Here is a 12,270-nt window from a genome sequence, read left to right as displayed (position 1 = left end):
GTCCTCGCGGCCTGCGTCAGGCCGTCAGCTCGGCCGCCACCAGCTCCGCGATCTGGACGGCGTTCAGCGCGGCGCCCTTGCGCAGGTTGTCGCCGGAGAGGAACAGCGCGAGACCGTTCTCCGCCGTCTCGTCGGCGCGGATACGGCCGACGTACGACACGTCCTTGCCCGCAGCCTGGAGCGGCGTCGGGATCTCGGACAGCTCCACGCCCGGCGCGTCCTTCAGCAGCTCGTAGGCGCGCTCCACGCTCAGCGGACGGGCGAAGCGGGCGTTGACCTGGAGGGAGTGGCCGGAGAAGACCGGTACGCGGACACAGGTCCCGGAGACCTTCAGCTCGGGGATCTCCAGGATCTTGCGGGACTCGTTGCGGAGCTTCTGCTCCTCGTCGGTCTCGAAGGAGCCGTCGTCCACGATGCCGCCCGCGAGCGGCACCACGTTGAAGGCGATGGGGCGCTGGTAGACGGCGGGCTCGGGGAAGTCCACGGCCCCGCCGTCGTGCGTCAGCCGGTCCGCCTCGGCGACGACCTTCTGCGCCTGGCCGTGCAGCTCGGCGACCCCGGCGAGCCCCGAGCCGGACACGGCCTGGTACGTCGTGGCGATCAGCGCGGTCAGCCCGGCCTCGTCGTGCAGCGGGCGCAGCACGGGCATGGCGGCCATCGTGGTGCAGTTCGGGTTGGCGATGATGCCCTTGGGGCGGTCCGCGATCGCGTGCGGGTTGACCTCGGAGACGACCAGCGGGACCTCGGGGTCGCGGCGCCAGGCGGAGGAGTTGTCGATCACGACGGCGCCCTGTCCCGCGACCTTCTCGGCGAGCGCCCTGGAGGTGGCGCCACCGGCCGAGAAGAGCACGATGTCGAGCCCGGAGTAGTCGGCCCCGGCCGCGTCCTCGACCGTGACCTGAGCGGATCCCCACGCGATGGTGGAGCCCGCGGAACGGGCGGACGCGAACAGCCGCAGCTCTGTGACCGGGAAGTTCCGTTCGGCCAGGATGCTGCGCATGACCGTGCCGACCTGACCGGTGGCTCCGACGATTCCGACCTTCACTGGGGCTCCTTCACTCGCGACTGTCCCGGGAACGCGTTCTCTCATGATGCGTATGTCCACGGGCGGTTTGTCCAATCCATTGTCCGAGGAGCGGGACACGGACCGCCCGGGGCGCGGGACCACGCGAAGGGCGGGCGCCCGTTCGGACGCCCGCCCCTCACCGTCGGTGACGCGGGGTTACGGTGTGACGCTCTCGATGATCACGCTGCCGGTGCCCGCGGCCGTACCGCGCGCGTTCAGCAGCTTGACCTCGCCGAAGAACTGCCGGCCCGCGGGGGCCGCGCTCTTCACCAGGACGTCCGCCGAGACCTGCGCCGAGGCGCCGGTCGCGAGCTTCACCGGCTTCGAGGTGTCGGCCGTGACCGAGCCCAGGGACGCCGAGTAGTAGACGTCGCGGTAGTCGTACGCCGTGGTCCCTGCCGGGACCGAGTAGGCGTCCACCACGATCGTGTACGTACCGGCGGCCGGGGCAGCCAGGCTCACGGACTCCTCCGAGCCCGCCGACGTGGACGCGCCGAGCCGCACGCCGTCCTTGTAGACCAGCAGGTCCAGGTCGGCGCCGTTGTCCGAGGTGCCGCCGATGGCCACGTCGAGCCGCTCGACGCCCGCGCCGAGGGTGACGGTGGTCGTCTGCTGGTCACCGTCCGAGATCGTCGGGCGGGTGACCTTCGCCGAGCCCAGCGAGCCGCCGCCGAGCGTGCCGTCGATCGCGGCGAAGCCGTTGGTGACCTTCCAGGAGACCGGCGTGGCGGTGCCGATCTTCGCGGCGGGGATCGAGGTGACGGCCGGGTCGAAGGAGGCGCCCAACAGCGTCACGTCCAGGGTGTACGGGTTGTCCAGCAGCGGCGACGTACGGCGCGACTCGACCTCGATCTCCCAGACACCCGGCGCCGGGTCCGCGTACGAGCGCACGTCGGGGCGGCAGGTGTTGGCCGGGTTCGGGTAGTTCGGGTAGCAGTAGACCGTCGAGCTGTTCTCCATCGCCACGCCGTACGGGTGCAGCGAGATGAAGCGGGTCTGGCTGTCCTTGGCGAGCCCGCCGAGCGCCACCTCCAGCGTCTTGGCGCCCTCCGGCACGGTGACGAAGTACGAGGTGGAGCTGTTGCGCTGCACCGAGTCCTTCGCGGTGACGGTGTACGCGGGCTTCGAGGAGCCGGTCAGGTCCTTCGCGACGACGACGGTCGCGAGGATCTGCTTGTCCACGCCCTCCGTACGGCGGTCGTCGACCTCCAGGATCGCGCTGTGCACCCCGGCGGAACCGGGCCGCGCCTGCACGGTGACGGTCACCGGCTGGTTGAGCGGCAGCTTGATCCGGTCACTGCCCAGCAGCCGGAACGTACCGTCGTTGTACTTCCACTTCAGCCGGTGCTCCAGCGCGCCCTTGCCGCCCGTGGTCCGGGTGATGGTGACGTCGTAGGTCCGGCTCTTGCCGGCCTTGAGCCCGCCCTCGCGGTCGTACACGCCGGTGCCGAAGCCCGGGGTCTTCAGGAACTGGTCGAGCGCGGTGTCGACGGGGGCCTTCACGCCGTACTCGTGGGCGGCGACCGCGTGCTTGCCGGAGGCGCGCTCGATCGACTTCCACGCGTCCACGACATCGATCAGACCGGCCCCCTGCTCGTGCGCCTGGAGACCGGAGATCTTCGACGCCGTGCTGGTGAGCGCCGTGCGCAGCTTCGCCGGGGAGAGCTCGATCTTCTTCTGCTTCGCGGCGGAGATCAGCAGCGCGCTCGCGCCGGCGGCCTGCGGGGAGGCCATCGAGGTGCCCTGGAGCATCGAGTAGCCGGGCGGCAGCGCGTACCCGGCCTCGGCGACCGGGCCGCCGGGCGACCAGGTCTGGGTGGCGTTGATGGCGGCGCCGGGCGCGGTGAGGGTCGGCGTGAAACCGCCGTCCTCGCGCGGACCCCGGGCGGAGAAGGGCAGCAGCGCGTACTTCTTCGAGACGCCGGAGCCGTAGTTGGCGGCCCAGGTCTCCTTGGAGATCGACGCGGCGACCGAGATGACCTTGTCGGCCAGGGCCGGGTCGCTGATGGTGTTGGTGCCGGGGCCGTCGTTGCCCGCCGAGATGACGAGCTGGACGCCGTAGGTGTCGATGAGCCGGTTGTACAGCTCCGCGCGGGCGTTGTTGCCGTCGTTGAGCGGCGGCAGGCCGCCGATCGACATGTTGACGATGTCCACGCCGCGGTTGACGACGAGGTCGATCATGCCCTCGGTGAGCGCGACGCTGGTGCAGCCGCCGCTCCAGGTGCAGGCGCGCGAGGAGACCAGCTTCGCGCCGGGCGCCGCGCCGTTCATCTTGCCGCCGAAGAGCCCGTTGGCCGCGGTGATGCCCGCGACATGGCTGCCGTGCGAGCCCTCGATGACACCGATGCTGACGTAGTCGGAGGTCGCGCCCGCCGCGTTGTAGACGACGTCCTTGCGGATCTCGACGGTGAACGGGATGCGCTCGACCACCGGGGTGGCCGGGTCGTCCTTGCCGAAGTAGCCGATCTGGAAACCGTCCTTGTACGGCTTCATCGGCGCGTCGTCGGTGAAGTCGCCGTTGTTGTCCAGGTCGACGCGTACGGTGCCCTTCGCCGGGTCGTACAGCACGCCCCACACGTCGGTGGTGTCGCCGTCGCGGTTGAGGTCACCGGCCATGTCGCCGCCGAGGGTGGCCCGTTCGGCGAAGGTGGTGAACTTGTACGAGCCCGCCGGCGCCTTCCACGTACGGCCGGCGGCCGTGAACGACGGTCCGTCGACCGCCGCGTTCATCCGCAGCCAGGTGCCGTCACCGTCGGCGACCGGGTCCGTGGCGGTCACCCAGTCCACGACCTTGCGCTCACCGGTGGTGGTCTTCTGGAGCGCCGGGTGGCCCAGGTCGATACCGGTGTCCAGGATGCCGATGGTGACGCCGCGTCCGTCGGCCTTGGGGTGCTTCTTGACGAAGTCGACCGCGCCGGTCTCGAAGGACGGGTTGTACGGGTTCTTCGCGGGCGTCTTCCGGTCCGGGGCCGGGTACTTCTTCACGGCCGGACTCTTCGACGCCGCGGCGCCGCTCGTGGTGTCCGCGTCGGGCCTCGGGTCGTCCAGCTCGATCTCCTGCTGGAGGTCGATGCCGTGGACCGACGAGAGCTTCTGGGCCGCCTTGATCGCCGCGTCCGCCTTGGCGGTGGGCAGCGTCGCGCGGACGTAGCCGAGCTTGTCGTACGTCTTGCCGACCACGACGCCCTCGACGGCGTCCAGTTGGCCGGTGACCTGCCGGGTGGCGCCCGGCGCGGTGGCGATCATCACGGTGACGCTCTTCTCGCCGTCGGCCTTGGCCTTGGCGAGCAGATCGGCGTCGGCGGACCCCAGCTTGTCGGAGCCGGCCGACGACTTCACGGGCGCGGGGACGGCCGGGTCGTCGGCGCCCGTCGCGGCGAACGAGGGCGCGGCGCCGGTGGCCATCAGCGCGGCCACCAGGCCGGCCGCCGCCGTGACCCGGGCCATGCGTCTCGGACCGGATATGGAGCTGTCGGATTCGGAGGTCATCAGCATCCTTGTTCGATGAAAGAGACAGTCCGGATTGCGGTACCGGATGACCGCTCAGTTTTTCCTACAAGTCGGGGTTTTGTGGAGGGCTGTCAGGGGCGCGTTTGAGTCATGGCGGAGATCCGCCACCGCGTCAGATCCGCCAACGAGGAGGCGGCCGGGGGACCGACACCGGATGAACGCCCGGCGGGTGGCGGCCCAGGAACGGACACGCGGGCCCGGATCACCACCCCGTACAGGCCCTAGGCTCACGGAATGAACCAGGAGCTACGAGTGGCCGCCTACGCCGTCTGCGTCCACGAAGGACAGATCCTCCTCGCCCGGTGGGTCGCGAAGGACGGCACCAAACGCTGGACGCTGCCCGGCGGCGGCATGGACCACGGCGAGGACCCCGTCGACACCGCGGTCCGCGAGGTCGAGGAGGAGACCGGCCACACCAGCGAGATGACCACGCTCCTGGGCGTGGACTCGATCCGCCGCCGCTACCCCCGCAAGCTGGGCGCCTTCGCCGACTTCCAGGGGCTGCGCATCATCTACGAGGGACGGATCACCGGCGGCGAACTCCGCCCCGAGGAGGGCGGTTCCACCGATCTGGCCGCCTGGCACAGCCTGGACGCGCTCGCGGAGCTCGACCGCGTCGAACTCGTCGACGTGGGTGTACGGCTGTGGCGCGAGCGCCCCGCCCTCGGCCGCGTCGCCGGTCCGGACGACGGCCCGGTGGACAGCGCCCGGCCGGAGAACGGCTGAAACAGGTCAGTCCCCTGTGACCGGTCAACTCCGCCCCGGTGGCCGGGGTCCTCCCCAGGGACCGGGCCCGCTGATCAGGAGGAGTTCACATGGGGACACGTACGATCCGCACCGCCTGCACGGTGACGCTGGTGGCCGCCGCCCTCGCGGGCACCGCGCTGGTGAGCCCCGCCACGGCCGCGACCGGCACACGCGGTCCCGCGCACGGCGCCACCCAGCGCGCGATCGAGACCGCCGTCGAGGAGGGCGTCCCCGGGGCGGTGGCCGGGACCCGCGACCGGCGCGGCGTCTGGCACGGTGTCGCGGGCGTCGGCGACGTGACCACCGGTCAGAAGCGCTCGCCGGACGACCGCTTCCGCATCGGCTCCATCACCAAGACGTTCGTCGCCACCGTCCTCCTCCAGCTCCAGGCCGAAGGCCGGATCGACCTGGACGACACCGTCGCCTCCCATCTGCCCGGGGTGGTCCGGGGCAACGGCAACGACGGACACGCCATCACCGTCCGCCGGCTCCTCAACCACACCAGCGGCCTCTTCAACTACACGGCGGACCCGGAGTTCCGCGCCAAGGTCTTCAGCGAGAAGTTCCTGGAGCACCGTTACGACACCTGGACGGCACGCCAGTTGGTCGACACAGCCCTGGCGCACCGGCCCGACTTCGCCCCGGGCACCGACTGGAAGTACTCCAACACCAACTACGTACTCGCCGGGATGATCGTGGAGAAGGTGACGGGACGCCCGTACGCCGCCGAGATCGAGCGGCGCATCCTGCGTCCGCTGGGGCTGCGCGCCACCAGCGTCCCCGGCACCGCCGCCCGGCTGCCCCAGCCCTCCAGCCGCGCCTACGGCCTCCTCGCCGTCGAGCCGGCCCCCAGGGTCGAGGACGTCACGGAGCTGAACCCCTCGATCGCGGGCGCGTCCGGCGAGATGATCTCCACCACGGCCGATCTCAACACCTTCTTCACCGCGCTGTTCCAGGGGAGACTGCTGCCCGCGCGCCAGCTCGCCGAGATGCGGGACACCGTGTCGACGGAGGACGGCGGCCCCAACACGTCGGGGCCGGGCTACGGACTCGGCCTGAGGCGCCAGCCGCTCTCCTGCGACAAGGCGCTCTGGGGCCACGGCGGCGGAATCCACGGCTCCTCCTCCGTCGCGCTCGCCACGGAGGACGGCGGCCACGCGTTCGCCCTCAACTTCAACGGCGACTGGGCGGGTGACACCCGCACGGTCTACGAGGCGGAGTTCTGCGACTGAGCGGAGACGGTTCGGGGCGGGGGAGCGGTGCCACGCGCCCCCGCCCCGGGCCGCCGTCATCTCGGCAGGACGACCACCCGGGCCGCCGGATCCCGGTCGTCCGCCGCCATCAGCGCCGTACGGACCACGGTCGCCTGCTGCTCCAGCGACTCCCGCAGCTTGCGCGGCGTCAGATGGACGACGGTGATGCCCAGCAGCTCCAGATGCTCGCGCTTGCGGACCGTCGCCGACCACTGCTCGTCGTCCGAGAGATCGGGCCCGGCGTCCCGCCGCCCGCCCGGCCGCGGCGCCCGCGTGTCCAGCTCGATGGCGACCGCGCGCTCCGGCCAGTACGCGTCCACCCCGCCGAGGTGCGGCCCGCCGGGCAGCCGCAGATCGACGTTCCACACCGGCTCCGGCAGCCCGTACGAGCGCACCAGCTCGTACAGCCGCCCCTCCGCCAGACTCCGTCCCTCCGCGAGCAGGGTGTCCACCGCGTCCACCACGTGCTGCCGGGAGAGCAGCCCGGACTGGCTCAGCTCCCTGACGACCGTGGCCGGGTCGCAGTGCCCGCTGCGTACCGCCTCCGTCAGCACCTCCACCACGGAGGCGGCGTCCGACAGATGGGCCACCGCGTCGGCCACCGCCCGCGCCACGGGCGCCACCGGCCGGCCGTCGATCAGCTCGGGCAGCGGCAGCACATGCGCGCGGATCAGCCGGGCGCACCCCGTGGAGCGCAGCCGCCGGGTGCGCGGCACGAGGACATCGATCCGCTCCAGGGCGAGCAGCGGGGGAGCGGACGAGAACCCGTAGAGCGACAGCGCCGCGAGCCCCGTGACCATCACCGTGCTGTACGGGACGGTGGCGGGCGCCGGGGCCGGGGTGTCGGGGCCGGGCTGTACGGGCACCTCCCCGCTGCCCGTGGCGGTCGGCCGGCCCGCGTACAGCAGCACCGCGTGCAGCCGCTCCTCCGCGGTCGGCGGCCCGGAGTGCAACAGGAAGACCCCCGGGAGCAGTTGCTGCCAGGGGCCACCGGCCCGGCACCGCGCGGCGACCCGCCCGGCCGGTACGCCGTGCTCACGGAGCTGCGCCGAGGAGAGGACGCGGGACCGCACATCGGCGGAGAGCCCGCCGAGGGGGAAGGTGCGGGGGGAGACCGGGGTGTTGTTGTTCATGCCGGGTGTCTCCCCCCGCGAGGCGGGGGGACTAACCGCCGTGACGAATCTGTCGGCAAAACCGGACAACCTCGTACTAAAGTAAGGGTGTTCGACTGCCGATCAGACAGACCGTCTTTCACCACCGGAGCCAGTGATTCCGCAGGTGCCCGGGGCGGTGGTGAACCCCGTCGCTCAGCCCGCCGCCGCGGCGTCGCACTCCTGTCCGCGCAGCGATCGCGCCAAGTCGTCCGCCGCCTCCATGACCAGCCGGCGCAGCGCGGGCGCCGTGTTCCGGTGCGCCGCGAGCCAGGACTCGGTCGCCTCCAGCGTCGTACGGTCGTCCTGGAGCCCCGGGAAGAGCCCCCGGACCACGTACATGCCGATCTGGATCGAGCGCTCCGTCCACACCCGCTCGATCGCCTCGAAGTACTTCCCGGTGTACGGGGCCAGCAGCTCGCGCTGGCCGGGCCGGGCGAAGCCCGCGATGGTGGCCTCCACCAGCGCGTTCGACAGCGAGTCGCCCTCGACGACCTGCGCCCACGCCTGCGCCTTGACGGCGGCGGAGGGGCGGGCCGCCAGACAGCGCACCTGGTGGCGCTTGCCCGAGGCCGTGTCGTCCCGCGCCAGTTCGGCGTCGATGGCCGCCTCGTCCGCCTCCCCGTGCGCCGCCAGCGGCTCCAGGAAGGCCCAGCGCAGCTCCTGGTCGACGGTGAGCCCGTCGATCTTCGCCGTGCCCTCCAGCAGGCCGCGCAGAAGCTGGAGATCCGCCTCCGTCTCGGCGACCGAGGCGAAGAAGCGCGCCCAGGTGAGCTGGTGCTGGCTGCCCGGCTCCGCCGTCCGCAGCTCGCGCAGCGCGCCCTGCGCCAGCAGCAGCGCCCCTTCCGCGCGCCAGGCGGGCGCCGCGTAGTGGGTGAGCGCCGAGCGCGCCCACGCGTGCAGCATCTGGAGGACGCCGATGTCCGACTCGCGGCCCGCGTGCCGGAAGACCAGCCCGATGAAGTCCCGGGCGGGCATGAGCGCGTCGCGGGTGAGGTTCCACAGCGCCGACCAGCACAGGGCGCGCGCCAGCGGGTCCGTGAGATCGCCGAGGTGGTCGCGGAGGGTGTCCAGCGACCCCCCGTCGAAGCGGACCTTGCAGTACGTCAGGTCGTCGTCGTTGACGAGGACCAACTCGGGCCGCTCGGCCCCGGCGAGCTCCCCGACGACCGTACGCGGCCCGTCCACGTCCGTCTCGGCGCGCGCGTACCGCACGAGGTCGCCGGAGGGCGAGCGCCGGTAGAGCCCGACCGCCACCCGGTGCGGCCGGAGCTCGGGGTGCGAGGGGGCGGCGTCCTGCACCACGGCCAGCTCGGTGATCCGGCCCTCGGCGTCACAGGTGAGCTGGGGCGTCAGGGAGTTGACCCCGGCCGTCTCCAGCCAGGAGCGCGACCAGCCCGCCAGCTCCCGCCCGGAGGTCTCCTCCAGGACGGCGAGCAGGTCGCGCAGTCGCGTGTTGCCGTACGCGTGCCGCTTGAAGTAGCGCCGGGCGCCCTCCAGGAACGCGTCGCGGCCCACGTACGCGACGAGCTGCTTCAGCACCGAGGCGCCCTTGGCGTACGTGATCCCGTCGAAGTTCAGCTTCGCGTCCTCCAGGTCACGGATGTCGGCCGTGACGGGGTGCGTGGAGGGGAGCTGGTCGGCGCGGTAGGCCCAGGACTTGCGGTTGTTGGCGAAGGTGATCCAGCCGTTGCGGAAGCGGGTCGCCTCCACGAGCGAGAAGGACCCCATGAAGTCGGCGAAGGACTCCTTCAGCCACAGGTCGTCCCACCACGTCATCGTGACGAGGTCGCCGAACCACATGTGCGCCATCTCGTGCAGGATCACATTGGCCCGGCGCTCGTACGACGCGGAGGTCACCCGGCCGCGGAAGATGTACTCCTCGCGGAAGGTCACCAGCCCCGGGTTCTCCATCGCGCCGAGGTTGTACTCCGGCACGAACGCCTGGTCGTACTTCCCGAAGGGGTACGGGTAGTCGAAGTGGTCGTGGAAGAAGTCCAGCCCCTGCTTGGTGACGAGGAAGACGTCCTCCGCGTCGAAGTAGCGGGCCAGCCCCTTGCGGCAGAGCGCGGACAGCGGGATCTCCAGGACCGTGCCGTCCTCGAACGTGCGCCGGTAGGAGTCGGTCACCTCGTGGTACGGACCGGCCAGCACGGCCGTGATGTACGTCGAGATCGGCTTCGTCTCCGCGAACCGCCAGGTGCCGTCCGTCAGCACCCCCGCGCCGTTGCTCCGAACGGTCCAGCCCTCGGGCGCCGTCACCTCGAAGCGGTACGGCGCCTTCAGGTCGGGCTGCTCGAAGTTGGCGAAAACTCGACGGGCGTCGGCGGGCTCGTACTGCGTGTACAGGTAGACCTCGCCGTCCTCCGGGTCGACGAAGCGGTGCATGCCCTCGCCCGTACGGCTGTAGGCGCACCGCGCGTCCACCGTCAGCTCGTTCTCCGCGAGCAGGTCCTCCAGGGCGATCCGCTTGCCGTCGAAGACGGCCGCCGGGTCCAGGTCGAGCCCGTTGAGCGTCACCGAGGTCACGCCCGGCGCGATCAGATCGGCGAAGGACGACGCGCCGGGCTCCGCGCAGCGGAACCGGATCGTGGTCACGGAGCGGAAGGTCCGCGGCGCGTCCCCGTCCGCCTCACCGACCGCCGAACGCAGGTCGAGGGCCACCTCGTACCCGTCTACGGACAGCAGGTCGGCCCGCTCACGGGCCTCGTCGCGGGACAGGTTCTCACCGGGCACGGTCTCTCCTCTGTGGCTCGCTCCGTCGCGAGTCTCGCTCGTCCGAAACAGCAACGATCCTCGCACGTGCCACTGACAGCGGGAACGCGGGAACGCGGTGAGCCCGGAGAGACGGAACGCGCCGGGCCCGGGAACGTGGGAATGCCTCCGCCCGATCCCCGCGTTCCCCTCGGTGAGGTGCGTCCGTCCGCCATGAGGAGAGAAATGTCCGAGAAGACGCCTGTTGACTTCTGGTTCGACCCGCTGTGCCCCTGGGCCTGGATGACCTCGCGCTGGGTCCTCGAAGTGGAGAAGGTCCGCGACATCGAGGTCCGCTGGCATGTGATGAGCCTGGGGGTCCTCAACGAGGACAAGCTCGACCAGCTTCCGGAGGAGTACCGGGCGAACATGCTCCCCGGCGGCAAGTCCTGGTGGTCGGTGCGCGTGGTCACCGCCGCCCGCCAGCTCCACGGCGACGAGGTCGTCGGGAAGCTCTACACCGCGCTCGGCACCCGTATCCACAACCGGGGCGAGGGCGCGAACCGCGAGTCCATCGCCGCCGCGCTGGCCGACGCGGGGCTGCCCGCCGACCTGATCGACTACGCCGAGAAGGACACGTACGACACCGAGCTGCGCGCCTCCCACAAGGAGGGCATCGACAAGGTCGGCCAGGAGGTCGGCACCCCGGTCATCGCGGTCCCCGGCGCCGACGGCGAGCAGATCGCCTTCTTCGGCCCGGTGGTCACGCCGGCGCCCAAGGGCGAGGAGGCCGCGAAGCTCTGGGACGGCACCCTGCTGGTCGCGTCGATCCCCGGCTTCTACGAGATCAAGCGCACCCGCACGGCTGCGCCCAGCTTCGAGTAGCCGCGGTCACCGAAGGGCCCCCGCGAGTTCTGGCCTCGCGGGGGCCCTTCGTCCTTCCGTCCGCACGTGAAGGGTGAGAAGACGATCACGAGCAGGACGTGTGGGGTGCCCGTCAGGGCACGAGCAGGAGGCTGTGGGTGCGCTCCTTGGCGGACGCGTAGCGCTTGGCGACGTCCTGCCAGTTCACGACCTTCCACATGGCCTCGATGAAGTCGACCTTCTGGTTCTTGTACTGGAGGTAGAAGGCGTGCTCCCAGGCGTCGAAGACCAGGATCGGCACGGAGCCCTGACCGACGTTGCCCTGGTGGTCGTAGACCTGCTCGACGATCAGCCGCGCGCTGACCGGCTCGTACGCCAGTACGCCCCAGCCGGAGCCCTGCGTGGTGGCCGCGGCCTTGCCGAGCTGCGCCTTGAAGCCCGCGAAGGAGCCGAAGGACTCGGTGAGGGCGTCCGCCAGCTCACCGACCCCGTCGGCGGCGAGCGGTTCCCCGCCGCCGTCGCCCGACATGTTCTGCCAGTAGATGGAGTGGAGGATGTGGCCGGAGAGATGGAACGCGAGGTTCTTCTCCAGCCCGTTGATCGCCCCCCACGTCTCCTTGTCACGCGCCTCCGCGAGCTGTTCGAGCGTGTCGTTGGCGCCCTTGACGTACGCCGCGTGGTGCTTGTCGTGGTGCAGCTCCACGATCTGCGGATCGATGACCGGTTCGAGCGCCGCGTAGTCGTACGGCAGTTCGGGAAGTGTGTACACGGCCATGGCGGGCCCCTCCGGCTGTCTTATTGCGCATCCTATGCAACTGCACGCTAGCAGCAAGAGGGGTGGGGTGGTTGCGTGACACCGCCGACGGGCGTGGCCGCCTCCGCCCCCGGTGCGAGCGAATCCCGTGTGGCACCCCGGTGCGGCACCTCGGTGCCGCACCTCCGTGTGACACCGTCGACAACGCGCTGCCCTCCGCGTAGTGGTTGG

At 71.2% G+C, this 12,270-nt stretch carries 8 protein-coding genes; 3 read left to right on the top strand and 5 right to left on the bottom strand.

Annotated features, from left to right (window positions below):
• Positions 1 to 16: 16 nt before the first annotated feature.
• Together ACFXPK_RS13150 and ACFXPK_RS13145 are read right to left on the bottom strand one after the other, a co-directional pair.
• Positions 17 to 1,045, bottom strand: coding sequence for an aspartate-semialdehyde dehydrogenase (locus tag ACFXPK_RS13150; RefSeq protein ID WP_384997395.1), 1,029 nt, complete (start codon positions 1,043 to 1,045; stop codon positions 17 to 19).
• 177 nt (positions 1,046 to 1,222) lie between these two features.
• Positions 1,223 to 4,561 carry a S8 family serine peptidase gene (locus ACFXPK_RS13145; RefSeq protein ID WP_384997398.1) on the bottom strand — a complete coding sequence of 1,113 codons (3,339 nt, stop codon included), beginning with the start codon at positions 4,559 to 4,561 and terminating at the stop codon, positions 1,223 to 1,225.
• Between the two features lie 249 nt (positions 4,562 to 4,810).
• Between ACFXPK_RS13145 and ACFXPK_RS13140 the strand changes: the two genes are divergently transcribed.
• Both ACFXPK_RS13140 and ACFXPK_RS13135 read left to right on the top strand, forming a co-directional pair.
• The gene (locus tag ACFXPK_RS13140; protein ID WP_385074723.1) at positions 4,811 to 5,302 is read left to right on the top strand and encodes an NUDIX hydrolase; all 492 of its coding nucleotides are present in this window, start codon (positions 4,811 to 4,813) and stop codon (positions 5,300 to 5,302) included.
• A gap of 89 nt (positions 5,303 to 5,391) precedes the next feature.
• Complete coding sequence (locus ACFXPK_RS13135; protein WP_385074719.1) at positions 5,392 to 6,555, top strand: serine hydrolase domain-containing protein; 1,164 nt, start codon at positions 5,392 to 5,394, stop codon at positions 6,553 to 6,555.
• Between the two features lie 56 nt (positions 6,556 to 6,611).
• Here the strand turns inward: ACFXPK_RS13135 and ACFXPK_RS13130 are convergent, their stop codons facing one another.
• Positions 6,612 to 7,709 (bottom strand): hypothetical protein, encoded by a 1,098-nt coding sequence (locus ACFXPK_RS13130; RefSeq protein WP_385074716.1) that lies wholly within the window; start codon positions 7,707 to 7,709, stop codon positions 6,612 to 6,614.
• A gap of 174 nt (positions 7,710 to 7,883) precedes the next feature.
• Complete coding sequence (pepN, locus tag ACFXPK_RS13125; protein ID WP_385074713.1) at positions 7,884 to 10,463, bottom strand: aminopeptidase N; 2,580 nt, start codon at positions 10,461 to 10,463, stop codon at positions 7,884 to 7,886.
• 204 nt (positions 10,464 to 10,667) lie between these two features.
• Here pepN and ACFXPK_RS13120 point away from each other — a divergent pair, with 204 nt between their 5' ends.
• Complete coding sequence (locus tag ACFXPK_RS13120) at positions 10,668 to 11,306, top strand: DsbA family protein (RefSeq protein ID WP_384997408.1); 639 nt, start codon at positions 10,668 to 10,670, stop codon at positions 11,304 to 11,306.
• Between the two features lie 112 nt (positions 11,307 to 11,418).
• On the opposite strand, the gene ACFXPK_RS13115 is transcribed toward ACFXPK_RS13120, so the two are convergent.
• Positions 11,419 to 12,060 carry a superoxide dismutase gene (locus tag ACFXPK_RS13115; RefSeq protein WP_385074709.1) on the bottom strand — a complete coding sequence of 214 codons (642 nt, stop codon included), beginning with the start codon at positions 12,058 to 12,060 and terminating at the stop codon, positions 11,419 to 11,421.
• Positions 12,061 to 12,270: the final 210 nt, after the last annotated feature.

This window comes from Streptomyces sp. NPDC059142 (genome assembly GCF_042755665.1).
Lineage (GTDB): Bacteria > Actinomycetota > Actinomycetes > Streptomycetales > Streptomycetaceae > Streptomyces.
Note: the sequence above shows the minus strand (reverse complement) of the source record. Positions and strands in the feature narration are given on the sequence as shown.

Excerpts from the sequence above, each read along its gene's own strand:
- ACFXPK_RS13145 (WP_384997398.1), bottom strand. The coding sequence starts at position 4,561 with ATGCTGATGACCTCCGAATCCGACAGCTCCATATCCGGTCCGAGACGC.
- ACFXPK_RS13120 (WP_384997408.1), top strand. The coding sequence starts at position 10,668 with ATGTCCGAGAAGACGCCTGTTGACTTCTGGTTCGACCCGCTGTGCCCC.
- ACFXPK_RS13130 (WP_385074716.1), bottom strand. The coding sequence starts at position 7,709 with ATGAACAACAACACCCCGGTCTCCCCCCGCACCTTCCCCCTCGGCGGG.
- ACFXPK_RS13135 (WP_385074719.1), top strand. The coding sequence starts at position 5,392 with ATGGGGACACGTACGATCCGCACCGCCTGCACGGTGACGCTGGTGGCC.
- ACFXPK_RS13115 (WP_385074709.1), bottom strand. The coding sequence starts at position 12,060 with ATGGCCGTGTACACACTTCCCGAACTGCCGTACGACTACGCGGCGCTC.
- ACFXPK_RS13140 (WP_385074723.1), top strand. The coding sequence starts at position 4,811 with ATGAACCAGGAGCTACGAGTGGCCGCCTACGCCGTCTGCGTCCACGAA.